At 43.3% G+C, this 26,741-nt stretch carries 24 protein-coding genes; 7 read left to right on the top strand and 17 right to left on the bottom strand.

Annotated features, from left to right (window positions below):
• Positions 1–4: 4 nt before the first annotated feature.
• Positions 5–1,015 (top strand): dipeptide epimerase, encoded by a 1,011-nt coding sequence (locus AAFN85_RS18770; protein ID WP_347529145.1) that lies wholly within the window; start codon positions 5–7, stop codon positions 1,013–1,015.
• A gap of 60 nt (positions 1,016–1,075) precedes the next feature.
• On the opposite strand, the gene AAFN85_RS18765 is transcribed toward AAFN85_RS18770, so the two are convergent.
• The 3 genes from AAFN85_RS18765 to AAFN85_RS18755 all read right to left on the bottom strand — a co-directional run bounded on the left by AAFN85_RS18765 (position 1,076) and on the right by AAFN85_RS18755 (position 2,256).
• Positions 1,076–1,564: a hypothetical protein gene (locus tag AAFN85_RS18765; protein WP_347529144.1), complete on the bottom strand. Its 489-nt coding sequence runs from the start codon at positions 1,562–1,564 to the stop codon at positions 1,076–1,078.
• 157 nt (positions 1,565–1,721) lie between these two features.
• A complete protein-coding gene (locus tag AAFN85_RS18760; protein WP_347529143.1) occupies positions 1,722–1,940 on the bottom strand; it encodes a DUF6358 family protein in 219 nt (72 codons plus the stop codon).
• 1 nt (position 1,941) lies between these two features.
• Positions 1,942–2,256 carry a rhodanese-like domain-containing protein gene (locus AAFN85_RS18755; RefSeq protein ID WP_347529142.1) on the bottom strand — a complete coding sequence of 105 codons (315 nt, stop codon included), beginning with the start codon at positions 2,254–2,256 and terminating at the stop codon, positions 1,942–1,944.
• 118 nt (positions 2,257–2,374) lie between these two features.
• Here AAFN85_RS18755 and AAFN85_RS18750 point away from each other — a divergent pair, with 118 nt between their 5' ends.
• Positions 2,375–3,493 (top strand): DUF4407 domain-containing protein, encoded by a 1,119-nt coding sequence (locus tag AAFN85_RS18750; protein WP_347529141.1) that lies wholly within the window; start codon positions 2,375–2,377, stop codon positions 3,491–3,493.
• A 121-nt stretch (positions 3,494–3,614) separates the two neighbouring features.
• On the opposite strand, the gene AAFN85_RS18745 is transcribed toward AAFN85_RS18750, so the two are convergent.
• From AAFN85_RS18745 to prfA, 11 genes are all read right to left on the bottom strand, one after another.
• Positions 3,615–5,009, bottom strand: a complete 1,395-nt coding sequence (locus tag AAFN85_RS18745; RefSeq protein ID WP_347529140.1) for a hypothetical protein — start codon at positions 5,007–5,009, stop codon at positions 3,615–3,617.
• A 13-nt stretch (positions 5,010–5,022) separates the two neighbouring features.
• Positions 5,023–5,823 (bottom strand): hypothetical protein, encoded by an 801-nt coding sequence (locus AAFN85_RS18740; RefSeq protein WP_347529139.1) that lies wholly within the window; start codon positions 5,821–5,823, stop codon positions 5,023–5,025.
• 24 nt (positions 5,824–5,847) lie between these two features.
• Entirely contained in the window at positions 5,848–6,348 is a 501-nt protein-coding gene (locus AAFN85_RS18735; protein ID WP_347529138.1) for a heavy metal-associated domain-containing protein, read from the bottom strand.
• Positions 6,349–6,421: 73 nt separating this feature from the next.
• Positions 6,422–6,814: a hypothetical protein gene (locus tag AAFN85_RS18730; RefSeq protein WP_347529137.1), complete on the bottom strand. Its 393-nt coding sequence runs from the start codon at positions 6,812–6,814 to the stop codon at positions 6,422–6,424.
• A 348-nt stretch (positions 6,815–7,162) separates the two neighbouring features.
• The gene (locus AAFN85_RS18725) at positions 7,163–7,840 is read right to left on the bottom strand and encodes an OmpA family protein (RefSeq protein ID WP_347529136.1); all 678 of its coding nucleotides are present in this window, start codon (positions 7,838–7,840) and stop codon (positions 7,163–7,165) included.
• 255 nt (positions 7,841–8,095) lie between these two features.
• On the bottom strand, positions 8,096–9,430 hold the full coding sequence (locus AAFN85_RS18720) for a HAMP domain-containing sensor histidine kinase (RefSeq protein ID WP_347529135.1): 1,335 nt from the start codon (positions 9,428–9,430) through the stop codon (positions 8,096–8,098).
• A gap of 278 nt (positions 9,431–9,708) precedes the next feature.
• The gene (locus AAFN85_RS18715; protein WP_347529134.1) at positions 9,709–10,392 is read right to left on the bottom strand and encodes a response regulator transcription factor; all 684 of its coding nucleotides are present in this window, start codon (positions 10,390–10,392) and stop codon (positions 9,709–9,711) included.
• Positions 10,393–10,401: 9 nt separating this feature from the next.
• Positions 10,402–11,310: a hypothetical protein gene (locus AAFN85_RS18710; protein WP_347529133.1), complete on the bottom strand. Its 909-nt coding sequence runs from the start codon at positions 11,308–11,310 to the stop codon at positions 10,402–10,404.
• Positions 11,300–11,650: a hypothetical protein gene (locus tag AAFN85_RS18705; protein WP_347529132.1), complete on the bottom strand. Its 351-nt coding sequence runs from the start codon at positions 11,648–11,650 to the stop codon at positions 11,300–11,302. Before AAFN85_RS18705 ends, AAFN85_RS18710 begins: the two co-directional genes overlap by 11 nt.
• A gap of 182 nt (positions 11,651–11,832) precedes the next feature.
• Positions 11,833–12,762 carry an FAD:protein FMN transferase gene (locus tag AAFN85_RS18700; RefSeq protein WP_347529131.1) on the bottom strand — a complete coding sequence of 310 codons (930 nt, stop codon included), beginning with the start codon at positions 12,760–12,762 and terminating at the stop codon, positions 11,833–11,835.
• A gap of 689 nt (positions 12,763–13,451) precedes the next feature.
• Complete coding sequence (gene prfA / locus AAFN85_RS18695; RefSeq protein WP_347529130.1) at positions 13,452–14,525, bottom strand: peptide chain release factor 1; 1,074 nt, start codon at positions 14,523–14,525, stop codon at positions 13,452–13,454.
• 297 nt (positions 14,526–14,822) lie between these two features.
• Between prfA and AAFN85_RS18690 the strand changes: the two genes are divergently transcribed.
• Positions 14,823–15,170: an SHOCT domain-containing protein gene (locus AAFN85_RS18690; protein WP_347529129.1), complete on the top strand. Its 348-nt coding sequence runs from the start codon at positions 14,823–14,825 to the stop codon at positions 15,168–15,170.
• Here the strand turns inward: AAFN85_RS18690 and AAFN85_RS18685 are convergent, their stop codons facing one another.
• Complete coding sequence (locus AAFN85_RS18685; protein ID WP_347529128.1) at positions 15,171–15,926, bottom strand: UDP-2,3-diacylglucosamine diphosphatase; 756 nt, start codon at positions 15,924–15,926, stop codon at positions 15,171–15,173.
• A gap of 114 nt (positions 15,927–16,040) precedes the next feature.
• Between AAFN85_RS18685 and AAFN85_RS18680 the strand changes: the two genes are divergently transcribed.
• Together AAFN85_RS18680 and AAFN85_RS18675 are read left to right on the top strand one after the other, a co-directional pair.
• Complete coding sequence (locus AAFN85_RS18680) at positions 16,041–16,292, top strand: hypothetical protein (RefSeq protein ID WP_347529127.1); 252 nt, start codon at positions 16,041–16,043, stop codon at positions 16,290–16,292.
• Between the two features lie 6 nt (positions 16,293–16,298).
• On the top strand, positions 16,299–16,646 hold the full coding sequence (locus AAFN85_RS18675) for a hypothetical protein (RefSeq protein ID WP_347529126.1): 348 nt from the start codon (positions 16,299–16,301) through the stop codon (positions 16,644–16,646).
• A gap of 165 nt (positions 16,647–16,811) precedes the next feature.
• Here the strand turns inward: AAFN85_RS18675 and AAFN85_RS18670 are convergent, their stop codons facing one another.
• On the bottom strand, positions 16,812–17,570 hold the full coding sequence (locus AAFN85_RS18670) for a hypothetical protein (protein WP_347529125.1): 759 nt from the start codon (positions 17,568–17,570) through the stop codon (positions 16,812–16,814).
• 344 nt (positions 17,571–17,914) lie between these two features.
• Between AAFN85_RS18670 and AAFN85_RS18665 the strand changes: the two genes are divergently transcribed.
• Together AAFN85_RS18665 and AAFN85_RS18660 are read left to right on the top strand one after the other, a co-directional pair.
• Complete coding sequence (locus AAFN85_RS18665) at positions 17,915–20,035, top strand: prolyl oligopeptidase family serine peptidase (protein ID WP_347529124.1); 2,121 nt, start codon at positions 17,915–17,917, stop codon at positions 20,033–20,035.
• A gap of 11 nt (positions 20,036–20,046) precedes the next feature.
• Positions 20,047–20,817, top strand: coding sequence for a GDSL-type esterase/lipase family protein (locus AAFN85_RS18660; protein WP_347529123.1), 771 nt, complete (start codon positions 20,047–20,049; stop codon positions 20,815–20,817).
• A 366-nt stretch (positions 20,818–21,183) separates the two neighbouring features.
• Here AAFN85_RS18660 and AAFN85_RS18655 read toward each other — a convergent pair whose 3' ends face one another.
• A complete protein-coding gene (locus tag AAFN85_RS18655; protein ID WP_347529122.1) occupies positions 21,184–26,523 on the bottom strand; it encodes a PKD-like domain-containing protein in 5,340 nt (1,779 codons plus the stop codon).
• Positions 26,524–26,741 lie beyond the last annotated feature (218 nt).

The raw sequence follows: 26,741 nt of genomic DNA, 5'->3' as shown, positions 1-26,741 counted from the left end.
TAACATGGAACTGACATATCAACCCTACGAGCTTCAGCTGAAGCATGCTTTTACGATAGCCAAATTTTCGCGCACCTCAACCCCGGTTATGCTGGTGCAGATCAGCCACGAAAGTAAAACAGGCTATGGCGAGGCATCAATGGTGCCCTATATGGGCGAAAGCCATGAAACGGCTAACGCGTTTTTGAGCAAAGTTGACATCAGCCAGTTCAGCTATCCTTTTGATTTTGGCTCGATCATCAATTACTTAGATAGCGTTGCACCGGGCAATCCGGCAGTAAAAGCAGCCATTGATATTGCCCTGCACGATCTGGATGGCAAGCTGAAAGGCAAACCCTGCTGGCAATTACTTGGCAGCAACCCTACACTGATGCCTGTTACCAGTTTTACCATAGGTATTGATACGCCCGAAATGATCATCAAAAAAGTAAAAGAAGCCGAAGGTTTCAAAGTGATCAAAGTAAAGTTAGGCAGGGATAGTGATAAAGAATTGATCGCCACTATTCGCTCAGTTACCGATGTGCCGTTATATGTAGATGCCAACCAGGGCTGGACAGACCTACAGCAAAGCCTTGACATGACCTACTGGCTGCATGAGCAAGGCGTACAGCTGATAGAGCAGCCCATGCTAAAAACCGATCCGGATAGCAATGCTTGGCTCACCGAGCGAAGCCCTATCCCCATTATTGGCGATGAGGCGGTGCAACGTTTTGAAGATGTAGAAAAAGCCAAGGGTGTTTACACCGGTATCAATATCAAACTCATGAAATCGGCCGGCTTATATGAAGCCAAGCGTATGATAGATAAAGCGCGTGAACTTGGCTTGAAAATAATGATAGGCTGTATGACGGAAACAAGCTGCGCCGCCCTGGCAGGTTTAGCTATTGCCCCGCAAGCGGATTGGGTGGATCTGGATGGACCGTTTTTGGTGAGTAACAATCCTTACGTGATGCCGGAGTTTGCGGATGGAAAGTATATTTTAAATGAGGATGCGGGATTGGGATTAAGATTTTAGATTTTTATTTCCCGGGACGAAGTTTAGCTGTGTAAGCGATTCATCGATAATAAAAGATGCTTACCATTCCCTCCATTTATCAGCAATCCCACCACCATCGCCATAATCATCAGGATTAAGACCTGCCGCTATGGTGATCTTATCTATCAACGCACAAAGCTCTTCCCGCTCCCCGGTTTCAATAAGCGATCCGTCAATTTTGTCGTTAAGCCTGTTTAGTGATGTCACTGCTTTTTCAAAAAGCTCAACCTTTTGTTTTTCAGTAGCGGCTTCACCTGCTTTGATCAGTCCGCTTATTAAATTATCAAAAATAGTTTTAGCCTTGTTGCAGTTCTCTTCGGTGTATTGGTCCAATCCATCATCAACCATTTTTCTCCATTGGGTAAAAGGATAGGTTGATTTGCATTGATTTAGTTTGTCTTGGTAGGTAACGATTATGGATATTTCTTTAGAAGTTGCTTTATGTTTTTGTGTAGTACCGCTACCGCAAGCCGAAAGCATGATAACTATAACAATAAGCGTTGAAAGCTTTGCAGAAGAAATGATCATAAATTTGTAGGTTGGTTCAGGTTTTTACTCAACACAGATAGACTGACAGAATGCAATTTGTTGGACAAAAGTACCGTGTGTATAGATATTGATTTTGAAAAGATCAAGACTTACGAAGTTTTCAAAACTTCGTAAGTCTGCCAGGACAAGAAACGAACTATTTAGCTCCCTTACCTTTGGTTTCTTTTTGCTCGGGTTGCTGAGCCTCTTTAACCTCTTTCAATAACCTCAGCTTTAAAAATATAACCACAGTACCAACAATCATGGCACCTGCCATGATCAGATACTGGTGGGTGGTAAACATTTTGTAGGCAACAATAAAGCACAACGCTACACCCATGGTGTACAACACATTGAGCACTAATTTAAAGCCCATATTAGTAAACGCTTATTTCCGGGTCAATTTCGGCCTGCCATGCAAGGATACCACCACGCAGGTTTGACAGGTTGGTAAAACCTTGTTGCTCCAATTGCATTATAGCTGCTGCGCTACGTTTGCCGCTGCGGCACATTACTACTACCGGTTTATCTTTTGAGATCTTGTCCGATTCGATCAGTACGCCACCCAACGGGATCAGCACACCGCCGATGTTTGAAGTTTCATATTCAAAATCTTCCCTTACGTCAATCAGTTGAAAATCTTCTTTATTGTCGATCTTTTCTTTTAGTTCCTGTACGGTTATCTCGTTCATGTTAGTTTTAAATTATAATTCAAAGGTAGTTTTTTTCTGTATCAAAAATTTAGGCTTGTTATTTGTAACAATCAATGTGTATGAGCGTTTCATACAATATTGACAAAATAATTACTTAATGAAAAAAGTTACACGCTTTTTCTGGTTTTGTTCTGGTGCACATATCGATACCTTGAAAAAATACCCTATCGAACATAATAAGTATGTAGGTATAGGGGCCACTATATTTTTTACTGCTTTGTTTGCGGCGCTTTCGGGCGGTTACGCCATGTACTTTGTTTTTAATGGCGATGGCTTTGCCGTAGGTTTTGCCATATTGTTCGGCTTGCTTTGGGGCACTGCCATTTTTAACATGGACCGCTACATCGTATCCAGCATTAATAAAGAGGGTACAAGCAGGCAACAAATATTGCAGGCATCGCCACGTGTTTTGCTGGCTATTATGATAGGGATAGTGATATCGCGTCCGCTGGAACTGAAGATCTTCGATAAGGAGATCCGCCAGAAGTTAAAAACTGCCTACCTTAAAGGCCAGCACAGCAAAATTGATACCCTCGAAAAAACCTATATGCAGAAATATGCCATGGAGTTGGGTAAAAATGGCGACCTGAAAAAGGAAAAGGACTCGTTAGAGAAAGATATCAACCGTTCCCGTTTCCAGCTTAACCAGGAAGTATTTGGCGATAAAACCAACCAAACATCGGGCATTACGGGCTATGGCACTTACGCCAAACAAAAGCAGGCCGTATTGGAAGAGAAAGAAGCCCGGCTAAAAACGGTGACCGATAATTTAGGGCAAATGGACCAGTACCTGAGTGCACGAAAGGATTACGAGGGGTTAAACAGCACCCGCCTATTCACCGAGCATCAGTTGGATAGCTTGGCAAGTATAGCCGGTTTTTCCGACCGTAACTGGGCTTTAGGTCAGCTAACTTATAACGAAAACGGCACCCGCGATCTGGATACTTACCTCGCTATTTCCTTTATCGGCTACTTGTTTATTTTGTTTGAATGCTTGCCGGTATTTGTAAAACTGATGTCGCCCAAAGGGCCTTATGATACGGCCATTGCCAAAACCGCCGAGGCCAATATCCATTTAGCCGAGCGCGATAAGGAACGCGACATTGCGGTTACGGATAATATTTATGACCATAATTTAGATACCGACGTTCAACGGCGAAAGAAGATCATCAGCTCACAATCTGATTATGATTTTGAGCGGCATAGTTATGAGTAAATAATTCATTTTTTTTAATGTAGTGAAGCATAATTGCGTCTCCCACAAGCAATTTACGGCAGAAATGATTTGCAAGGCCGCTTGTCCTGCGGGAGACGCAATTATGCGTCTCTACATTAAATTACATCTTCATCATTGCAGGGGTTATCCTCAAATAAACCTCAAATCCAACCGGCGTGCTGCTATAAAGTGGTTTTAATGCCGATGGCGAAACGTTAAGCGTAGCCTGCACCCCACCAGTTACATTGGTATTTTTAAAGCTGCCTAAAATGCGATTTACCCCAAGCGTTAATGCGTTGATATTTAAATTAGGATCTAAGGGCAATTCATTCTCAAGATCAAGCTCATGGGCATCTTTCTGTACAAACTCATATCGCCCATAAATAGCGGTTTTATTTAGCTGAAAAGTATTTTCTAACAATACTGACGGCTGTGTGCGTTTATTATCCGAGTAGTGGTTTTGCCCATATACCAGCGTAGTTGCCACATAGCTATTATTGCCTAACATTTTGGTATGAATGGCCGATGCTGTAAACCTGTTTACATTTTGTTGCGGCTCGGCTTCCTCCGGGCTGTGGATCCAGCCATCAGATACCTGCAAGGCCCATTCTTTTGATGGATTGTAGGATAAGCGTACCGAGTAAGAATCAAACCTCATTTTATCAAAATCATAACGGAACTCATCCGGTTCACGACCGGTAAATATCGAACCTTCCAGTTTTACATTCTTAACCCTAAAACCCAAGGTAGCCACACCAAAAGTAATGTGCGTAGCATCCTGGTAATGATGCCCAAGCGGTGCATCGGGATTATTCATGGCCGAAAGCCTGTGCATAAATACCGGCGGACCTAAAGCCGGTTCGCCCGGATAACCAACCGACAAGGAGATGTCGGCATCCTTAGCTACGCGCTGGGTATAGGCTACGCTTAACTCAGCAAACAGATCGTGCGGGTGCTGCTTATCTACCAATTTATGCCCTTGGTACGATTCGCCGGTTTGATAAAGCAGCGGGTAGCCGCCTGCGCCAACCAAAAAGGGATCGAACGAGAACATGGTATTAATAGAGAACAGGCCGTTGTTACCAACCTTGCGTTGTGTCATGAACATCAACCAATTGGGCACATCAAATCTACTTTTACCACCGCGTTTGCCGCTGTTAAACAGATCCTGGTTATTATACCTGGCGAAGAAGCTGCCGTGCACCATGCTCATCCATTTTTTCCCGTGGATCATGTAAGCGTACATCGGCGTTTCATCCGGCACCCATGATGTACCGGAACCATCACGGTTCATGGGCAGATCGCGCGAGAACTGGCTGGTCATCATCATGTGGTGGTGCATGGGGGTATCCATTTTCATATCGCCCATGTCCATACCATCCATCATCATGGGTTTGGTGCTCTTCATATTCATGTTCTTCTTCGCGCTATCCGTCATGTTCATTTCATGATGATGCTGAGCGAAGGCCGCAGTGCTTATCAAAAACACGGCGGTCAGTAAAATATATTTTTTCAAAGTAGGTGTAGGGTTAAAGATTAAATAAATTGTACTCCAACCTTATGAGGTACATGTTTTTGGTATTACGCTGCATATCATTGTAGATAGGGGTACGATATGAAAAATCCAACCGGAAAGTACTGTTAAAGATCAGTTGCACAGCAGGGGCCACATCAAGATAGCTTTGCCCCTTACCCGGATTGGTTTTGCCCAACAGCTCCACATACAGGTTGAGGTTGGTTTGGTTATAATCCCGGTATTTGCGTGGCAGCAACAGGTATCCTCCCGATAGGGTATAGGCAGCGGCATTTCGCGCTTGTCCATCTGGCAGATCATATCCGCCGCGGTTATCAAAAGCGCGCAAATAACTTACCGAGCCTGAAAGCGCCAGTTTGTGCAGCAGTTGTGTAAATACAAAACCGCTTTGTAAGCCGCTGTTATCACCTTCGAGCGTTATCTCCTGATTAACTATCGGGTTGTTGATGCTTGAAAGCTTAGTAAAAAATGCTCCCCTGAAATGTTGCTGAACGGTATCGATAGATAAAAACCTGAACTTGGCGTACACACTCCCACCTTCAAAATGTTGCCCGCTGGTATAATAGTTGGATGTGTACAACGAACCATGCACCATCACATAACGGCTCAGGCCAAACATACCCTCAAAAGTACTACGATTTTTAAAATCGGGCTTGAAGTAGCCCTGGTTTTCAATGCGTAAACCTAAGGAGTTGGTTGCCATGTTGCTGGCAGGTTCGGTATTTACATACAGTTCCTGCGCAAACAAAGGGCAAGCCACTGCCATAAGGCAAACAGCCAATAAAATCCTCTTCATAAAAAATATGTTTAAATGAAGGGCTTATATAGCTAAATGATAAACACGACCGCTGGCAGGTGCAGTATCGGTAACCTGGCCCAGGTACTTTTTAGATACTGATTTTGGTGCGAAACCATTATCAACCACGGTAACATTAACATCACCGGTAAATGATTTATCGCCGGCGTTAAGCACATGATAGGTGTCGCCGCCGTAAGTGAATTTACTCTCGGCAACTTTGGTGTTGGCAAAGTTATAGGTGGCTTTTAAGCTGTTAACCGAAAATCCTGAGCCTTGTACCTTTTTGCTGATCTGCTCGAAATTTACAGGCACATCATTTTTAAAAGTAAGGATATAAGTATTGCGGATGAGGTCGGTTTTGATCTCGCCGATAAAAGGGAGCGTACGTAAAGCTTTCTCGGTTGATTTTGCGCAAAGGGCGCAGGTTAAGCCGCTAACCTGAAGTTCGGCTTTGGTGAATTGGGCTTTAGCGGCAGTTACCGAAAGCGCGAATATGATGACAAATATTTTTAAAGTTTTCATGTTGATCTTTTTTAACTAATTGTTTGAGAATAAACTGAGGATAAGGTTTATCTAAGGTTAAACAATTAAAAGATCAAATACGGAAAATGCAGTTGAGGATAAAAGTAGCGATGCCCTGCAAAGGAGGATCGGGCGGACCGCGATCATAAAACTTTTCGGAAACCGACGATGGCAATGCCGGGAACAGGCCATCTAATGAAAGATGAGGTAACTCAAAACCAAATACTTTTGCCAGGAATGAAGTAGCTTCTTCGGCTTGATGAGCGTCTTTCACCTTCACCTCAACCTGCTTATCCTTGCAGCATTTCATTTTGCCGTTGGCCTTATCCATGCCGCAATTAACAGCCGGTGCATCAATTTTCACCGAAGCCACATAATCGCCGCAGATATGAAAGTTTAGCGCAAAGCCTAACACTGTAACTATATACAGCATAGTGAGTAATATTGCGCCGGTCCTTTTTACCATAAAACAAAAGTAAGCGATTAACTTATTGATTGCAAGTAGTTTTTATCGGGAAAGGAAAGATGACATTAATAAAGGTTAAAATCGCATATAGGCTATTAGGGAATTTTTGATTCCCTCCTTGGGGAGGGGCGCGGGGGAAATGAGCAATGGCAGGAAGGGGTTTGTACGCCAAGTTTGTAGATATGCAATTCGTAGAAACCCCTCCCTACACCCTCCCAGGGGAGGGAATCGCACTTCCCCCCACTTTTGAATATCAAATGACATTATGAGGTATAAAAGCAAAAAAGTCCCCGGCCTTGCGCCGGGGACTTCATCATTAAACTATTAACTGATCTTATTATTCAATTTTTATTGGGCAGATTTAGCCTGCTCTTTCATTTTGTCGTTAGCCACAATGGTGATCTCCACCCTGCGGTTTTGCGCACGACCTTCGGCGGTAGCATTATCGGCAATCGGCTCGTTTTTACCTTTACCAACAACAGTCATACGTGACGAAGCTACGTTACCAGATACAAGGTATGATTTAACCGCATCCGCTCTTTTTACCGAAAGTGTTTGGTTATAAGCAGCAGAACCAGTGCTATCTGTATGGCCAATAATGGTAATATTGGTTTCAGGATTTTTTTGAAGTGAAGCTGCTAAATTTTGCAGGTTAGTTTGCGCTGCAGATTTAAGATCCGATTTATCGGTATCGAATAAAATACCTGAATCAAACTTCACCAAAATACCTTCACCTTCGCGGGTTACAGTAGCGCCCGGTACGGTTTGTTTAATTTCCGCAGCCTGCCTGTCCATATTACGACCGATGAAAGCACCGGCTGTACCACCAACGGCACCACCAATAATAGCACCCAGCGCGGTATTACCTGCGGCTTTACCTATAAAAGCACCTACGGTACCACCTGCACCTGCACCAATCGCCGCACCTTTTTGTGTTTTTGTAAGCGAGTTACATCCCGAGCCTAATAAACCTACTGTAGCTAAAGCTACACCCAGGGTAGCTATCTTTATTTTTAGCGTTCTCATCGTATTTGTATAATATGTTATACAGCATGTTTGCAAAGCAGATGCCAAAGCATAGCAATGGCAGTATAGAAGCACAACAATAGTTCAATTGACCGTAGCCTGAACCCAGAACAACATTTTTTTAACTATTAACAAAGAGAATCTGCACAAAATGAAAAATCCCCTAAAAAGGGGATTAACGGGTGACTATTTTTTAGTACAAAATAAGTTGTAAAATTGTTGCTACAGGGCAATTTGGCACATGCCCCTGCCGTTTTACCTCGCAACGATAAGCGTAGCCGGGAAAATGAGTTTAAAAGTGCTGCCTTTGCCTTTTTCTGAGATCACATCAATGTCGATATCATGAAACAAGGCTATCGATTTTACAATAGGCAACCCCAACCCAAAACTATCCTGCTTTAAAGCCTGTCTCATTTTTTTAAAGCGATTAAAAATCAGCGGGATAGCATCGGCATCAATCCCTATCCCGGTATCCGTAATACTGATCACAAATTTATCAAACACCTGTACGCCGGTCACGTTAATGCTGCCACCTTCATTATTGTATTTGATGGCGTTATTGACCAGGTTAAAAAACAGGTTAAATAGCAAAAACTTGTTCATATTGACAAAATGCCAGTTATCGGGCACTGTCATTTCGTAGCTGATGTCTTTATCCTGCAAACGGATCGAGATTTCATCGTTAACATCCTGTAGCAAATCGACAACTGAAGCGGTATCTTCTTTTAAAAACTGCTCGTTCTCTATCTGCGAGATCAGGAGCAGGGTTTTAGTGATGCTTTTTAAGCGGTTCAAGATCCGCTGCATTTCCAGCAGCCGTGTTTTCAGGTCATCATTAATATCCTCCTCCTCAAACATGTTCTCAATTTTTGATTGGAGGATGGAGATCGGCGTCATCAACTCGTGCGAGGCATTGGAGATAAACTCACGTTCTTTATGAAACTTATCGGCAATGGTTTCGATCATGTTGTGGATACTTATATCCAGGTGCTCAAAATCGGAGGTCGTCGTTCGCACTTTTCTGTACGACTGAAAATTTGGAAACTTTTGCCCAACCAGCTTGGTTTTGATAATGAGCCGTAGCGGTTTAAGTACGTAGGTGGAATATACCTGGTCGGCCAATACGGTAAGCAATATCATACCCAATAACACCTGGAAGGCTATATTTTGTAGCGGCGCACTGGTTTCATCAAGCGTGTCAACGCTTTTACCTATTTCCAGCAGGTAGTTTTTCTTTTTTATTTTGAAAGTGTGGCTCAGGATTCGGTACTCCAAGGTATCGCCTTCGCTAAACAAACGCTTACCTCGCTTTATAGTATCCAGGTAATAATCCGGATCAACCTCATCCAAACTGATGTATTCTTCTTTAAGTGGAAGGTAACTGCCATAGGCCTCGCCATTTTCAATATAGGTACCAATGCCCTGGCTTTTTACAATCTGCAATAGCTTGTTTTTCTGTTTAACAAGCTGGCTATCAACATAACTCCTGCTGATATTTTTTATCAATACGGGTAACAGCAATACAAACAGTATCACGATAACCAGTTTTGATATGGCGTTAAAAAGCGTAAGTTTTGTTCCTAATTTCAAATACTCAAGCGTTATTTAAATTGTGTGTCACAATCATTTATGTAGAGACGCATCACATGCGTCTACTTCAGGACAAGCCTTGTTGCAAGAAATAGCCTATGGTTAACTTGGCGTAAATATCGCTTGCATATTACTCACCCCGACATCGCTGCGCTTGTCACCCCTCTCTACGCTGCGCGTAAAGAGGGGATTTTTGGTTTTTTATTTTTTTACCCTCTTTGCGGCTTGCCGTAGAGAGGGTGGTCCAGCGTAGCGTAGACCGGGTGAGTAAATTATACTCAGGCGTTGATCTTTATCTTGTATCCCAGCCCCCGTACCGTCTCCAACCAATCGGGCGGGGCGAAGGCATTTAATTTTTTGCGGATATTTTTAATGTGCGCGTCTATATAATTGCTGTCGTAATCATTATTTACAACGCTGCCCCAAATATGTTCACTCAGCTGCATACGGGTTAGCGTGCGGTTTTTATGCAAAATTAAATAGGCAATCAGGTCAAATTCCTTTTTGGTTATGGTATTTACAACGCTGTTGTAGTAGGATATAGTACGCGCTGTCAAATCGATCAGGAAACCGCCCAGCTCAATAATATTATTCTTTACCCCAAACTTTCGGCGTACAATAGCCTGCATACGGCTTTGCAGCTCGAGCAATGAAAAAGGTTTGGGCAGATAATCATCCGCACCCAGATCAAGGCCTTTTATGCGGTCATTAATTTCGGCACGGGCGGTGAGGATGATACAGGCTGCTTCGGGATCGTGTTTTTTGGCTTCTTTTAACAGATCGAGGCCATCATAATCAGGCAGGCCAAGATCTATCAATATAAAATCGTACAGGTTGGTACCAATTTTCTCGGAAGCAGATGCGCCATCATGGCAAACCTCGCAGATATAATTATAGTTGGTCAGGAAAATTTGTAGTTCCTGCGCCAGCGCTGTTTCGTCTTCTATTATTAAAACATTCATGTATTAGTACTAATAAAAAACGTAGTAAAAGGTTAGGTTATAAAACGATTCGCGCCGGTTAAGCAATACACCTTCCACGTTAACCGGGATGGAGTATTTATACGAAAACTCAAAAGTATAATGCGGTCGGTTATAGGCCACAGGTACTTTAAAGCTGTAATTAAGCATATTGAACCTGCGGTTACGGGCGGCATATTTAGGATCATAATGAACCGAAATATTGCTGGCCTCATCCCTGAAATTATGATCGAGCGAGTAACGTTGCACAAAGTTTTGCGTACCCAATATAAAATTGAACGATGGATTGAACGACAGGAAATCCTGATCGTCAAAAATACTCCAGCTGCTTTCCCAGTATTTAGAGTGGCTTACAGTAAAAAACTTATCGTTCGATTTTCCAAAGAGATAATCAAAAACCACCGTGGATTTCAGGAATTTCCAATCGTACGAGTTTTTAAAATTGATATCGTTTGATGAGGCTGATTTAATTACCTGTGCGGCATCCCTTGCAAAAAAGAACCTGGTATAGCTGATCGCACCTGAAAAAGCTTTCGAAAATTTATAGAAATAACCACCACCAACGTCAACCTCATCAACGGGAGCATAACCCAGCACCTTAAAAGCCGAACCGTATAAAAACACCCCGGATTTGGTATTGTAGATCAAATCGGCAGTAACAAAAGGATATTTAACCGGGCCGGTACGGCCAAAGAAAAGCACGTCGCTACCATAACTCACCCCTGCCGAAACCGAACGCTTGCGGATAATGGTATCCGAATCGGCAACTAAAGCATGCTTACCCTCAAATAGGTGCAGGTTAACCGGGGCACTGTAAACAGTACTGCCTGCAACTAATAATAAAAGTAAGCAAAGGTATCTCATCAATATGGTAGATTGTTTAACCAGTTTAATTGCCATTTCTCCTCGGTATTTCGGGTGGGCGCTCCATGCCTTCAGGGCGGCGCTGCCTTTTCGGTTTAGGTTTAGGTACAACGACGGCATCGTCGTCAACCGTGGCGGGTTTTGCCTGTTTTTTAGCCTTGGCTATCTCCTTGATCTTCTTCTTTTCATCCTCCTGCTGTTTTTTTGTTTTGGTAGTTGTATCTGTAGCCAGCGTTTTAATAGTATATGACGCATCGGCCGGTTTTTTGTTACCGGCATAAGCAATTAACGTAATACCTTTTGTGTTAGCATTAACAGATGATATACGTGTTGCAAATATCAATAACAAACCAATATACGCAAACCACTTTATCATTGAGGAGAAGAAAGACTTAAAATTATTTTCAAATTCCGACCAAGTTAAACAGATATATCAAAACACAGACGGATGCCGTACATAAAAAATCAGTTACAAAGGCACCAACCGTACCAATGTAACTGAGCAAACAATCTTAATTATGATGTAGGTTTAATAATATTTCAACTGATCGAAACCTCTTACAGACTGATATCTTTTGAGGTGTAAACGCGGCCCTGATCGTCAATAATTACACAGGCCACCTGGTTAAGCTGGTTTATCATGTACAAACCTGCATTAACACCAATGGTAAGCACAGGGCTTGCCATAGCATCTGCAAACTCGGCAGTAGGGCTCAATATGCTTACGCTGCTGATACCGCTAACGGGGAACCCTTTTTTAGGATTAAGCACATTAACAAATTTTTTGTTGCTGATGCTGGCGTAGTTTTCGGCATTAACCGAAGTAGCGAAAGCCATGTTGCTGATCTCCAGATCGGCAAACGGTTGGTTAGCTTGTTCAGCATCGGCATCGGCAACAGTCCATGGCATAGCGCCCGGCTGTAGTCCCCATGTAAGCAGATCGCCACCAGAGTTGATCACACCAGCGTCAACACCATTCATTTGCAACACGTATTTGGCCCTATCGGCAGCGTAACCTTTACCGTTAGCGCCAAAGCCTATACGCATGCCTGCTTCCTTTAAAAACACGGTTTGGTTAACCGCGTCAAGCACAATATTTTTATAGCTGGCCAAAGTTTTGGTTTGTTTAGCCGCTTTAACGGCTACATCAGCATTATCTTCGTTTTTACCGGCAAGGTAAGTGATATCAAATGCGCCGTAGGTAAGTTCAGAAATTTGAACAGCGCGGTTTATCAACCTAAAAGTTTCGCCGTCGGCCTGTACAGGAGCTATGCCCGCGTTACGGTTTATCCGGTTAATGCTGCTATCATCGCTAAAAGCCGAAAGCAGTTTTTCAACGCGGTTTATTTCATCAATGGCAATGTCTATTTGCTCATCGGCCAGTAGCGGATTGTTACCCACCACACTAATTTCAAATTTATCACCCATTAAACGTACCGAGCGTTTGTAGATGGTTAAATTATCGGTTAAAGTTTTTATAGCCAGCATAGTATCCAGTTTTAATATATGTTCATTTACACCAATGCAGTGTTAAAAGCTTTACGGTTGTAATAGCTATTACGCTACATTATTCCTTTACAAAAACTAAATTATGCCCCCTTTATGAAATTGAGATGAAAAACACTTTTCAATTAACATAATTAACTGATTTTGACATTTTTTAACATTTGGATGATAAAGGGATGATTGAGGTAGGAAAGAGAGGAATTTTTCAATAAATAATGGGTTTCAGAATAACTTATCATCTATTTTGTCTGAACCGGGATTTGGGGAGATTTATGGGATGGACAAGATTTTTTTAGGAAAGTGATGAAGAAAAAACTACAGTACACCAATCACAATCCAATAAATCCTGAAAATCCCCCCAAATCACGGTTCAGAAAAATCAACGAAATCAACGTAATCATCCCAATCAACGGTTCAAATATGGACGTTAGCCAACGGGCGGGCTATCCATTGCCAGTCCTTGCCTTGTCCGCGAGCAATCCCTACCCGCGCTGTGGGCTTTCTACTACTATCCCTCCCGACGCACAACCTCGAACGATATGCCCCCCTAAACGACAATTGCGAGATACAAAACAATCCCAAACATACAGGGCGAACCTGCTAATTGGGGATTGCTTCGTACCTCGCAATGACGAGATTAAATATTTCTTATCAATTGAGATATACTAAGCTTACGCTACCGTACCCTCTTTCAATTTCTCAGCATTCTCAGCAAACTGCAATGATTCTAAAATCTCCTGCAAATCACCATTCAATACACCCGGAAGGTTATAGATAGTTAAACCAATACGATGCTCGGTTAAACGGCCTTGCGGATAATTGTATGTACGCACCTTGGCCGACCTATCGCCAGTTGATACCATGGTTTTACGTTTTTTGGATGTTTCTTCCAGGTGTTTCTGTAACTCCATCTCGTACACCCTCGAACGTAATACCTGTAAGGCTTTATCGTAGTTTTTCAACTGCGATTTCTGATCCTGGCATTGCGCCACAATACCTGTAGGCAAGTGGGTTAACCTAACCGCCGAGTAAGTGGTATTTACCGACTGACCGCCCGGCCCTGAAGCACAGAACAAATCTTTACGGATATCACTAACCTGCAAATCGATATCAAACTCATCAACTTCAGGCAGTACAACTACCGATGCTGCTGATGTATGCACGCGGCCCTGAGTTTCAGTATCCGGCACACGTTGCACACGGTGCACGCCCGATTCGTATTTTAAAGTACCGTACGCATCCTCCGCGGTTACGTTAAAAACGATCTCTTTGTAGCCGCCGCTGGTACCTTCGGTGTAATCAACCAGCTCGGTACGCCAGCCGCGTTTTTCGCAATAGCGCATGTACATGCGGTAAAGGTCGCCGGCAAAAAGAGCGGCTTCATCACCACCTGTACCTCCACGGATCTCAACCATCGCGTTTTTAGAATCCTCAGGATCTTTAGGGATCAGCATCAGGCGGATCTCTTCCTCTTTGGTTTCCTGCTGGGCAAGCAACTCATCAAGCTCCATCTTGGCCATATCGCGAAACTCTTCGTCTTTTTCGGTAGCCAGGATATGTTTATTGGTATCGATATTGCTCATAATGTTGCGGTATATATGATACTCGTCAACAATTTTGCTCAAATCTTTATATTCTTTATTTAACTGGGCAAAACGCTTCATATCCTGCGTTACCTCAGGATTGCTCAATTCACCTTCAACATTTTTCCAGCGCTCGTATATCAGCTCTAATTTATCTAACATATAATTAAAAAATAAAATGCAGCTAAGCTATTGATATTGAACCGGCTCATGAAAAACTCAATATTTGGAGCGGTTTACAGGCCAACTGCAAAAAAGTGCACAAAAGTACGTATTTTTTTCTGCAAAAAACTCCCCATATTATCCCGGGCGCTCAACTGTAATTGCTTATTACAATGTGCATACAATGCCTATCAAACAACATCGGTTTAAAACACGGTTTAGGTATTGTATTTTAAAAATACTAATTGATATATTAGCCGCTGTAACACCAATTTTTAAACCTTAAATCTTAAATCTATGGGTGGATTAGGCGCACCAGAAATCATTTTAATTATTGTTGCCTTCGCCTTAATGGCGGTATTTGCCATTGCCATTCCGATATGGGGATATAAAGCAGGGAGCACTCGCACAATTGGCGCAGTTCCGGGCCTATTTTTAGCTCTTTTTCTGAGTTTTATCGGCATTTTAATTATCTACTGCACTCCAAAAATTCAGAATAAAGATCCGTTTGCTTTTCCGCCCCGATCATCGGCAGATGAACTTCAAAAGTTTAAACAGCTGCTTGATAGCGGCGCTATTACAGAGGCCGAATTTAACAACCAAAAAGCAAGGATACTTAACTCAGGCTATAGTAAACAATATTGATCATGCTTCTTTTTCGAAATACTTAAGCTTAAGTTCCCTTCCATCAAACACGGCGTAAGTAAAATAAGAAACCCATTCGCCCAGGTTTATATAGCGGCTTTGATCATTTAATGCTATATCAAGCGGCAGATGGCGGTGGCCAAAAACAAGGTAGTCGTAAAAATTGGTTTCGAGTTCCTCACGGCAAAACTTAACCAGCCATTCCTGCTCGCCGGGTTTGGGATTCTCTTGTTTTTCGTGGGTATCGCGGCTGTGCTGGCTCCAGCTATTAGCTATACCCACACCAAAATTAGGATGAATCCGAGCGAATAGCCACTGGCAAAAAGGGCTGCGAAAAAAGTTTTTCAGGATTTTATAAAAATTATCGCCAGGGCCCAAACCATCGCCGTGATGGATAAAGAACTTTTTACCGTTACGCTCAAGTTTCAACTCATTGCTAATGATGGTTGCACCGAGTTCCTTTTCAAAGTAATCAAACATCCACATATCGTGGTTGCCTTTAAATAGGTAAAGCTTTACGCCCGCATCAACCAGTTCGGCCAGTTTGCCAAAAAAACGGATGTAGCCTTTTGGGATAACTGATCTGTATTCGAACCAAAAATCAAAAACATCTCCTACCAGAAACAGTTCGGCGGCATCGTGCTTAATGCTGTCAAGCCAGCGCACTATCCTGTCTTCGCGAATACGGCTATTAGCATAGCCTCCCGCGCCTAAATGAAAATCAGAAGCAAAATAAAGTTTATCGCGTACCGGCATAGCCGCAAAAATACATTTTAGGCCTGATACCAAAAAGATAAACATTGTTACATAACAGACAGCAAACAAGGCCGTAACTTAGGGGTTATAAAAGGTACACTAAAAACTAATGTTATGGCAATCCCCGAAAACCCAAATCTTGATGATGCCCAGGAAGACAAAGACCCAGGCAACGAGTTTGAACAAAACGAAGGCCAGGATACCGGCAACGAAATAATTGATAACAGCGAACCTGATGTAAAAGGGTTAAACGCGGCCAGCCGTGCTGCCGAATCATCTTTTACCCTGAACTATGAAGACGGTTACGCCCCTGCGCCGAATAATAAAAAGGAAGATGGTAACAACGAGCCCCAAAGCAGCAAATAGTACAGCATGAAAAAAATAATATTACCGGCACTGCTATTACTTGCTTTCGCAAGCAGATCATCAGCACAAAGCAAAGGTTTTAACATAACCGATTTTAAAAACAACATAGGCAAAACGGGCACCCTATGCGATACCGTCTATTCGCTCAGAACGATAAGCGATTCACTTACCCTGCTTAATATGGGCGGAGTGTACCCGCATCAAAAATATACCTTAGCGGTAAAAGGAAAACAAATAAAACTCGATTTGCCTAACATAAAAGGCAAGCACATTTGCGCTACCGGTGTTTTTGAATTATTTAAAGGCCAACCAGAAATTGTTGCTGATAAGCCGGAGCAGATAACGGTGAATTGATCTATCAAGGTCGTCATTGCGAGGTACGAAGCAATCGCACGGAAGCAAATCGGCTCTGCATAGTTCGCGATTGCTTCGTACCTCGCAATGACGGCTTCGTAAAACACCCATAAAACAAGAAAAGCAGCCCTCATCAGGCTGCTTTTCTTGTTTATAAAGTTCTTATTAAAATGCTTTGGTCAAACCAAATACAATTTGTCCTTCTGTAATAGGTTGTTTAGTTACTAAACGGCCAACGTTTAATGTACGGCCAGTAGTAGTTACATTATAACCATCCGATTTAACATAGTTGCCTTTTAACGATAAGCCCCAGCCTGCACCCATATCAAAACGGATAGCCGCGCTGCCACCATAAGCAAACGCGAAACCGGTTGCGCTTTGTTGTACAATGCTGCCACTTTGCGCGCTAACACCGGTAACTGCAATGGTTAATTGCGGCGACGTACGGCTTTTAATAGCACCTGCTGATGCCCTTAAATCAAACGCAAGACGGCGCCATGTAAACGTGTACTGCGGACCAAGCAAAAAGTTATAACTGCGGTAACGTTTATCGGCTGTTACAGTGCCGTTATCGGCTTTAAAATCTGTAGTATAACCTTGCGACAGGATCAAATCGTCATCGTACGAAAAATTGCTCTGATCCTGGTGCGACAATGTAAAACCAACACCAAAATGTTTATATACATAAACAGCACCATCAATTTGGTAAGTAACGCCCCTGTTGGCAAAACCAGATTTATTGTTGCTGTAATCGGCTTTAGCAAAATCGCCCAAAGCGTAAGATACACCCATACTTAAGCTAACATAGCTTCTAAGCTTCCTTACCTTTGTTTCGTCATCGCTATCGTTACTATCCTGTGCTTTTACGGTATATGCCATCAGCATTAAAAGGCCTGCTGTAAAAAAAGTAAGGGTTTGTTTCATGTTTTATTTCTGTAACTGTATTACTGTATGTTTTGCCCGCATGTGCTTAATTGCAAAGCAAAAACGTGTAAAAAAAAGCATTATTATTGATACCTGCACGATGATAAACCGGCTATCCGCTGTAAAAAATTAGCGGCCTGGTCTACCACAAAACGCAACAAGCTTATTATTAATCGTTTGTAGCGATATAAATAAAGCTTTTTTTACGCTGCTAATATAGCTTGCCCCGCCCAATTAAACAGCACAAGGGCGCAAAATTAACAACTTTTAACCTTTTAAGCCATAAATTACTTTGCGGTAAGATATACGGATGCTATCTTTAGTAGCCTGTAATTTAAGCAAACATGAAAAAAACGTTCTGTTTATTAGCATTAGCTGTTTTACTTTGCAGCTATACATTTGCACAAATGACTACCATAAAAACGCTCCCATATCCCAAAGCAAAAAAAGTTGATGTTACCGATACCTATTTCGGCACCCCGGTTATTGATCCGTACCGCTGGCTTGAAAACGACCGAGCCGATGATACCAAAGCCTGGGTACAGGACGAAAATAAAGTAACTTTCAATTACCTCGATCAAATTCCATATCGTGATGAGATCCATAAACGCCTGGAATTTTTGTGGAACTACGAAAAATACAGCGCCCCCTTTAAAGAAGGTAAATACACCTACTTTTATAAAAACGACGGCTTGCAAAGCCAAAGCGTATTATACCGCCAATTAGGCGATAACGGCACACCCGAAGTATTTCTTGATCCGAACAAATTCTCTAAAGATGGTACAACATCCCTGCAAGGCATCGATTTTACCAAAAATGGCGAGCTGGCCGCCTACCAGATCTCGGAAGGAGGGTCGGACTGGCGTAAGGTGATCGTTATTAAAACTGATGATAAAACTGTTGTTGGCGATACCCTTAAAGATGTAAAATTCAGCGGACTGGCATGGCATGGTACCGATGGCTTTTATTACAGCAGCTACGATAAACCTACCGAAGGTAGCCAGCTTTCGGGCATGACGCAGTATCATAAACTTTACTATCACAAACTGGGCACGCCGCAAAGTACCGATAAATTGATCTTTGGCGGAGAGAAAACACCGCGCCGGTATATTGGGGCTTACCTTACCGAAGATGAGCGTTTTTTGGTAATTACCGCTGCTACATCTACCACCGGCAACGAGCTTTATATACAAGACCTGAGTAAACCGGATAGCCAGATCATCAACGTGGTGAACAATTTTGATAACCAGCACAGCGTATTGAACAATGTTGGCAGCAAGCTTTACATTCTCACCAATATCTATTCCCCCAATTTTAAACTTGTTACTGTTGATGCTGCTCAACCAGATATTACGCACTGGAAAAACCTCATTGAGGAAACAAAAAACGTATTGAGCGCCACAACCGGCGGCGGTAAAATTTTCGCCGAGTATTTGCAGGATGCTACCTCGCTGATCCAACAATACGATATGAACGGCAAACTGGAGCGCACCATAAACCTGCCTGCAGTGGGCACAGCATCTGGCTTTGGTGCCAAATTGGAGGAAAAAGAAACTTACTACACTTTCACTAATTATGTATATCCGCCAACTATTTTTAAACTGGATATAGCAACGGGCCAGTCAACAGTGTACAAAAAATCGGGAGCCAAGTTTGATCCGGAACAGTACGAATCAAAACAAGTTTTCTATACATCGAAGGATAAAACCAAGATCCCGATGATCATCACCTACAAAAAAGGCACAGTGCTTAACGGGCAAAACCCAACCTTGCTGTATGCTTATGGTGGTTTCGGCATCAGTTTAACGCCATCTTTCAGTACATCAAACATTATTTTGCTGGAGCATGGTGGCATCTACGCAGTACCTAACTTAAGAGGTGGCGGTGAATATGGCGAAACCTGGCACCGCAAAGGCATCAAGCAAAAAAAGCAAAACGTATTTGATGATTTTATTGCCGCTGCCGAATACCTTATTAAAAACAAATATATCTCGAAAGATCAGCTGGCTATTTCGGGTGGATCAAACGGGGGCTTGCTTATAGGCGCTATGCTTACCCAACGGCCAGATCTGTTTAAAGTTGCCTTCCCGGCGGTGGGTGTTTTGGATATGTTGCGTTATAACAAATTTACTGCCGGTGCCGGCTGGAGCTATGATTACGGCACAGCCGAAGATTCGGAGCAAATGTTTCAATATCTTTATAAATACTCACCATACCACGCGTTAAAGCCAGGTCAATACCCTGCCACCATGGTTACCACTGCCGATCATGACGACCGCGTGGTACCCGCCCACTCTTTTAAATTCGCAGCACGTTTACAGGAATATCAACAGGGAACAGCCCCGGTACTTATCCGTATAGAAACCAATGCAGGCCATGGCGCAGGACAAAGTACCGCGCAAATGATAAACGGACAGGTTGATAAATGGGCGTTTATGTTTTGGAACGTAGGGTTAAAATGGTAAGGGATATACTCATGAAAAAGTACATTGCCATACTGCTATTAGTGCTATTTATCGGCACATCTTTCACTGATAAAAGTAAACCTGATATCAATATTGTATTTATTGGTGATAGTATTACGCAGGGCGTACAACTGGCAAATGCAGCTATTGAAGCGCCACCTGCTGTGGCGGCGGCCTATCTGCAAAAACAAAAAAACCTGGGCACGGTAAATTTCAGTAACCAAGGCCATAGCGGCTATACCACACTGGATTTTTTGCCTGGAACAGAAACATTTACCAAAGTTGAGGAGGCAGCGAATGGCTTCGCCGATAAAAACGCGTTACTGATATTTTCGATAAAGCTTGGTACTAATGATAGCGCGGTGAAAGGGCCGCATGGATCGCCGGTATCTCCTGAAAATTACCAGAAAAACTTGAAAACGATTGTGGATAGGCTACTGGCCGATTTCCCAAAGGCGGTTATAATTTTCCAGCACCCGCTGTGGTATAGTCCTAATACCTATAATGGCGCTCAATACCTTCAGGAAGGCCTCAACAGGCTTCAAAGTTATGTACCGATGATCGACGTCTTGGCTAATAGCTACAGTGCCACAAATCCCAAACAGTTTTTTGTGGGAGATACCAAAGCATTCGCCTATTTTGAAAAAAATCACCTTACAGATCAAATCCCTGAAGATGGGAAACAGGGTACTTTTTACCTTCATCCCAATAAAAAGGGCGCAGCAGCATTAGGTGTTTTTTGGGGCGAGGCTATCAACAAAATAATTAAACGTAATTTTTAAACTTAAAATGGATTTAAGGATTATTAACAGATCACAGCTGCCAAAAACTTATTAGTAACCGGGTTTTAATCTCAATTAAAAATTTCGCTCAGCGGAACATTCGCATTCATTCCGTTCAGTATTTTTAACCATTAGCATAATACTAACCCTGTGTTTAATTTTATGCCGATGAAATACTTACTGCTTTACATACCGCTAATACTATTCTTAATATCTTATGGTTATAACCGGAGATATCACCGCCTCATTCATGAAGGTCGAGCTACAGATATCAGGCAGGCCAATGAACGTTCCAGGCAATTTATAACTCTTGCTGTATTATCATTAGTGGTATTCGCTGTACTGATAAAATTTCTTTAATGCCCTCTATTTCAATACTACCACATATCCGGTTAACCTCAAATTTTCCTGCCTGCTATTAATCACGTAATAGTAAGTACCGCTTGGTACGGCACCTCCATTAGTGGTTCCGTCCCATGGTTTCGGATAGCCAATTGAATGGAAGATCTGCTTCCCGTAACGGTTAAAAACATCTACGGTAACATCTTCATAAGCAACAAGTCCGGTAATTTCCCAATAATCATTTGCGCCATCGCCGTTAGGTGTAAATGTATTTTTCACCGATATATTTGGCGATACTTTAACATTTACATAACTTGAATTAGGGCAGCCATTTGATGTTTGTGTAATAGTAAGTTTATAAGTGATATCTGCATCGCCCGTTACCTGCGGGTTTTTAACCGTGTTGTCGCTCAAGCCTGTTGCCGGTGTCCACAAATAAGTTACGTTTTCATTGCTCACCACAGGGTTAAGCGTTATGGTATGGTCTTTTAAAACATATCGCGTATCGCCTGCGGCATCAGCCTGCACTGTTGGCGGCGGCACAAAATTGATGGTTACATCATCTGTACCTGTATGACATTCATCCACACCAACCGCTGTAAGGGTTAATTTAACAGAACCCGTTGCTACATCGGATGGATCTGGCTCAAAAGTTGGGTTAAGTACATCAGCCGAAGGGATAAACGCCCCTTTCCCGGAAGCTGAGGTCCAGTGTGGTGAAGTACCTGGCAATACAGAAGCTCCCGATATTGGAACCATCGGGTTTTGGTTACAAACACCGTTGATAGTCGCGGGGCCGGCATCAGCACCAGCACTTGGCCCAAAAGTAAATGTAACAGATGATTTTACCGGATCGCAATAGCCCGTAGATGTTAGCGTGAGGCTTACTGTTCCTGCATCCCTATCCGCCTGAGATGGGGTGTATGTTGTTTTAAGGTTATCAACCTGGGCAATGTTGCCGGTCCCACTGCTGGTCCAAACACCTGTTCCGCCGGTGGGGATGCTGCCATCAAGTTGAATAAACGGTATGGTTTTACAATATTTTTCATTGTTACCGGCATTTACCACAGGCGTTGGATTTACATCAACATTTATAGGTGATGGCTCACTTAAACAATTGCCTACCTTAAAATAAAGCTTATACTCACCTTGATTGGCTATTGTTGCTTTGGGTATAATAGGGTTTTGGCTTTCCGATTGAAAATTATTAGGCCCGGTCCATAAAAACGTAGCTCCTGCCAGCGCCGGTGTTTGCAGATGAATATCCTGCCCTTCGCAAACCGGCGAATTGCTGCGGGCATCTGGTTTCGCAATTTGTGGCGCAATAGTTACCGAGTAGGTGAATGGTTTCCCGGCGCAACCGTAAGCAAAAGGGGTGATGGTATAGGTTACCCTAACTCCAAAAGGAGCTGTATTAACCAAGGCTTCGTTAATTACAGCATCTGTTTGATTGCTTACTGCCGGATTGGTAATTCCTGCAACAGTAGGCCTGCTCCATATAAATGTAGCTGATGGAATATTTGATTTTATAGTGTAACCCAAAGGAGTGTTACTACAAACCGCAGTAGGGCTTGAAGCATCGCTGGTAATTTGAGGCTCGGGATTGACCGTTACTTTAATTGGATAAGGCTCGGCCTGGCACGATGCAGTTTTGTAGTTAAATACATAAGTTACATCAATAGGAGCTGTTGTAGTATTAAATAAAACCTCTTTTATAGTAGCCGCGGCCTGCCCTGATACTGCCGAGTTACTGATACCATCAACCGCGGCACGGCTCCAGTTATAGCTGGTGCCTGTAGTGGTAAACATTGGCGTGTAATTAGTGCTGGAGCCATTGCAAACGGGAGGTATAGTTTGGTTGGTTATAGCCGGGGTAGGGTTCACAATAACTGTATATGTTACCGGCGGCCCTGCGCAAGCCCCATTCAATGGGGTTATAACATAATCTACATTGATAGCATTTCCGGTGGTATTAATTAAAGTTTCGGTAATAGTATTTGTTGTTTGGCCGGTTACTGCCGCATTGCTAATACCACTTACCGCCGCTCTGCTCCATGAGAAGGTAGCATCTGTTCTATCGGCAGTAATAGTATAATTTAATGCCGTACCACTGCATACAGGGTTAGGACCAACACCAATTACGTGGGCGATGGGCGTCACCGGCACATCAACTTTTTTACGATCGCTGGTACAACCGTTAACAGTGGTTTCTACATAATAAGTCCGGCTTATGGTTAATACCCCCGAAGTAAATGTATCGCCCTGCTTTAGCAGGTTACCCCCAACGGGCAGGTCATACCATTTATAAATACCGGTTGATCCTGTAGCCACCAGTGTTACAGCAGAGCCTTGACAAACCTGCGCAGGCACGGTAACATCCGGAGGTGCAGGCTGGAGGTTGGCTGTTACCAATACTGCTTTTCGCGGGCCGGTTATCCCGCCTTTGGTTACCGATACATAATACGTGATATCTGCGGTAATTGGAGGAGTAGTAAATATCGCGCCTGTTTTTAAAAGATTACCACCCGTAGCGGCATCATACCAGCGATAAGTGCCTCCCGGTGCAGTAGCTATAAGTGTTGCGCTACTCCCCGCACATACAGGTTTAGCATCAACCGTTGGCTCAGGCGGAACAGGGCTTATAGTAATAGTTACCTGTTTACTTACAGGACCGCAGGGACTAACGGGACTATCAGAGGTTAGTGTGAGTGTAACCTGCGTTTCTCCTGCCGCTGGTGTATAAATTGCTTTGGGATCAGTTGGATCAGAAAAAGAGCCGGCGCCACCTGTCCACTTACCGGTTGTTACGCCCCCGCTAATACTTCCGGCCAATTGCGCCGTTGTTCCCTGCAATATCGGCTGTGGCGGGCCGGCGTCAACAAATACCCTGGCACTGATTTTAACCTGCGTTGTATAAGTACTTGCCGCACAACCAGCACTTGCTGCTATGATATTGGTAACCTGGAACGTACCGGCCGAACTTTTATCAAGGTCAATTTCACCTGTACTCGTATTTTTAAATACTAATTTAGGAGATGATGAACTAAACACCCCCGCGCTTGCTCCTGCGTTAAATACCGGCAGTGGGTTATTATCGCTTTGACAAAACGGCCCGTTGTACGTAAAGTGGGCATCGGGCGTAGTTACTATAGCTATTTTCTGACTACTTGCCCCGGCACAGGCACCTCCGTAAGTAAATATCACGGTGTAGTTATTTGGAATACTTGCAGCAACATTGATCTCGCCGGTGCTATTATTAACAAATACCAAACCAGCGGGCAAGCTGCTAAATGTACCACCAGCCGGATTAAAAATTACCGGCTTTACGTTAGCGCCCGAAGTACAAACCGTACCCGAGGGATATTGAAACTGCGGGTTAATTACCGAAGTTATAGATACAGTAAAAGGAGTACGGTCACTTTCGCAACTGCCATTTGATACCTGCACGTAAAACGTTGTTTGATTGAATAACGGAGGAGTAGTATAAGAGCTACCTGTAAATACGGGCGTACCGCCTGTTGCAACGTTAAACCATTGTACAGTTCCCGAAGCCGGACTATTCAACACTGCCGATTCGCCGGGGCAAACCTGGGTAGGCCCATTTACGTTCGGGGCTACAGGCATAGGGTTAACGGTTACAGTAACCGCAGTTCTGGGGCTTGTACAATCATTAACTATGCTTTGCACATAGTAAGTTGTGGTAGTAGTTAACTCGGGCGTTACATAAGTATCGCCTGCAATAAGCAGAGTACCACCCGTTGGCTGATCATACCACTGGTAATCATCCGGCGACCCGGTAGCTTTTAATGTAGCCGCAGTTCCTGCACAAATAGGTGTAGTTGTAACAACAGGTTTGGCTATAGCATCAAGTACGGTTACCGATACCGGGATCCTTTCGCTGGCGCAACCACCGGCATCTCTGTATTGTACATAATAGGTTGCGGCTTGGGTTAAAGCAGGGGTTACAAAAGGAGAGCCCGTAAATACAGGGTTACCACCACTGGCTGCAGTGAACCATTGTATTGCACCACCGGTTTGGGTTGATGTGGCCGTTAATGTAGCCTGCCCGCCGTTACATACAGGCGGCACATCGGCAGCATCAGGAGGGCTGGGCTGTGAAGTAATATTCACAATAACGGGAGTACGATCGCTGGTGCAATCGCCGTTGCTGTGCTGTACATAATAAGTGGTTGTACTGGTCAATACAGGCGTTACAAAACTATTTGAATTGGACACCGCTGTACCGCCAACAGCAGTAGTAAACCATGCGTATGATCCGGTTGGGTTTGCATCGGCAATTAACGTAGTGCTTGTACCATAACAGGTTGATGGCGATTGAGAAGCCGGTGCTACAGGCAGCGGCGTAACCTGTACCTGTATAGCAGCGCGCGGACTTACGCAATCGCCTACGTTAGCCTGCGCGTAATATGTTTTTGTTGTGTTAAGTACCGGGGTAGTATAATCAGGACTTGAAATTAACGGCGTGCCACCCGATGGTACATCATACCACTCTATTACGCCATCACCATCGGCATGCAAATTCACCGATGATCCTGCGCAAACACTATTAATCGCGGTTATTGTTGGCTTTGAGGGTGGTGGAATAACCCTCGCGTTTACCAGTATTGGTTGGCTTGTACAGTCGCCAATTACAGCTACCAGGTAATATGGGGTTGTTGTGGTTAACAAGGGGGTTGCATAAGTACTACTGGTACTTAGCGGTGTTCCGGTACCTGTTGAATTAGAATACCAGGCATAGCTATCGGCTCCCGAAGCGATTAACGTTACTGATCCACCTGAACACACCGGATTTGCCTGAACACTTGGCCTGCCGGTAACGCTTACAACTACGGTGCTCCTAAAGCTGGTGCAACCACCAATAGTTGTTTCCACGTAAAAAACAGTGGATTGAGTGATAGGATTGGTAGTATATGTTGTACCGGTATAAAGAAAATCACCATTGGCATCGTACCATTGATAAGTACCGCCTGGTGCGGTGGCCGTAAGTGTGGCAGTTGAGCCGGGGCAAACCCTTTGCCCGGCTACCGTTGGTGGATTAGGCGTATTTACCGCCGTAACCAACTTATTTGCTACTACCGGTTGGCAACCAGGAGTTTTATCAGTAACGGTAACTGTAAAGGTACCGGCCCGGTTTACATCAATTGATGCTGTAGTTTCACCGGTGTTCCAAAGATAGGTATAGGGTCCGGTGCCGCCTGTAAGGTTGGTAGTTAAAGTAACTTTATTACCCGAACAAATATTGGGAGCAGAAGATGTTATGTTAACATTTAATGTACAGTTTTGCCCATACCCCGCAAGCGAACATAAAATCAGAAGGTATAGTACAAGTAACGGCTTATTCATACGTTATAAGTCTTTCATCATACTCAATAATTATGAACCAAATGCCCGTGTATTAATCAGGGCATCTTACTGAGTATATTAAATTAAGGCCGATGGTTGATGTTTAATAGCGACCCGGAAATGCGCTTTTATACGTAAAAGGAGTATATGTTGTTCGGGAAAAGCGTGAACAAAATGAACAATAGCAATAAGTGAAATTATTTATTTCAGAAGTTAAA

It is taken from the genome of Mucilaginibacter sp. CAU 1740 (genome assembly GCF_039839285.1).
Lineage (GTDB): Bacteria > Bacteroidota > Bacteroidia > Sphingobacteriales > Sphingobacteriaceae > Mucilaginibacter.
Note: the sequence above shows the minus strand (reverse complement) of the source record. Positions and strands in the feature narration are given on the sequence as shown.

Bases quoted from the DNA above. Each gene is read 5' to 3' on its own strand.
- AAFN85_RS18725 (WP_347529136.1), bottom strand. From the start codon at position 7,840: ATGAGAACGCTAAAAATAAAGATAGCTACCCTGGGTGTAGCTTTAGCT.
- AAFN85_RS18690 (WP_347529129.1), top strand. From the start codon at position 14,823: ATGGGTGGATTAGGCGCACCAGAAATCATTTTAATTATTGTTGCCTTC.
- AAFN85_RS18655 (WP_347529122.1), bottom strand. From the start codon at position 26,523: ATGAATAAGCCGTTACTTGTACTATACCTTCTGATTTTATGTTCGCTT.
- AAFN85_RS18750 (WP_347529141.1), top strand. From the start codon at position 2,375: ATGAAAAAAGTTACACGCTTTTTCTGGTTTTGTTCTGGTGCACATATC.
- AAFN85_RS18705 (WP_347529132.1), bottom strand. From the start codon at position 11,650: ATGATAAAGTGGTTTGCGTATATTGGTTTGTTATTGATATTTGCAACA.
- AAFN85_RS18680 (WP_347529127.1), top strand. From the start codon at position 16,041: ATGGCAATCCCCGAAAACCCAAATCTTGATGATGCCCAGGAAGACAAA.
- AAFN85_RS18735 (WP_347529138.1), bottom strand. From the start codon at position 6,348: ATGAAAACTTTAAAAATATTTGTCATCATATTCGCGCTTTCGGTAACT.
- AAFN85_RS18685 (WP_347529128.1), bottom strand. From the start codon at position 15,926: ATGCCGGTACGCGATAAACTTTATTTTGCTTCTGATTTTCATTTAGGC.
- AAFN85_RS18710 (WP_347529133.1), bottom strand. From the start codon at position 11,310: ATGGCAATTAAACTGGTTAAACAATCTACCATATTGATGAGATACCTT.
- AAFN85_RS18670 (WP_347529125.1), bottom strand. From the start codon at position 17,570: ATGAAACAAACCCTTACTTTTTTTACAGCAGGCCTTTTAATGCTGATG.
- AAFN85_RS18770 (WP_347529145.1), top strand. From the start codon at position 5: ATGGAACTGACATATCAACCCTACGAGCTTCAGCTGAAGCATGCTTTT.
- prfA (WP_347529130.1), bottom strand. From the start codon at position 14,525: ATGTTAGATAAATTAGAGCTGATATACGAGCGCTGGAAAAATGTTGAA.
- AAFN85_RS18760 (WP_347529143.1), bottom strand. From the start codon at position 1,940: ATGGGCTTTAAATTAGTGCTCAATGTGTTGTACACCATGGGTGTAGCG.
- AAFN85_RS18730 (WP_347529137.1), bottom strand. From the start codon at position 6,814: ATGGTAAAAAGGACCGGCGCAATATTACTCACTATGCTGTATATAGTT.
- AAFN85_RS18665 (WP_347529124.1), top strand. From the start codon at position 17,915: ATGAAAAAAACGTTCTGTTTATTAGCATTAGCTGTTTTACTTTGCAGC.
- AAFN85_RS18715 (WP_347529134.1), bottom strand. From the start codon at position 10,392: ATGAATGTTTTAATAATAGAAGACGAAACAGCGCTGGCGCAGGAACTA.
- AAFN85_RS18755 (WP_347529142.1), bottom strand. From the start codon at position 2,256: ATGAACGAGATAACCGTACAGGAACTAAAAGAAAAGATCGACAATAAA.
- AAFN85_RS18700 (WP_347529131.1), bottom strand. From the start codon at position 12,762: ATGCTGGCTATAAAAACTTTAACCGATAATTTAACCATCTACAAACGC.
- AAFN85_RS18675 (WP_347529126.1), top strand. From the start codon at position 16,299: ATGAAAAAAATAATATTACCGGCACTGCTATTACTTGCTTTCGCAAGC.
- AAFN85_RS18740 (WP_347529139.1), bottom strand. From the start codon at position 5,823: ATGAAGAGGATTTTATTGGCTGTTTGCCTTATGGCAGTGGCTTGCCCT.
- AAFN85_RS18765 (WP_347529144.1), bottom strand. From the start codon at position 1,564: ATGATCATTTCTTCTGCAAAGCTTTCAACGCTTATTGTTATAGTTATC.
- AAFN85_RS18660 (WP_347529123.1), top strand. From the start codon at position 20,047: ATGAAAAAGTACATTGCCATACTGCTATTAGTGCTATTTATCGGCACA.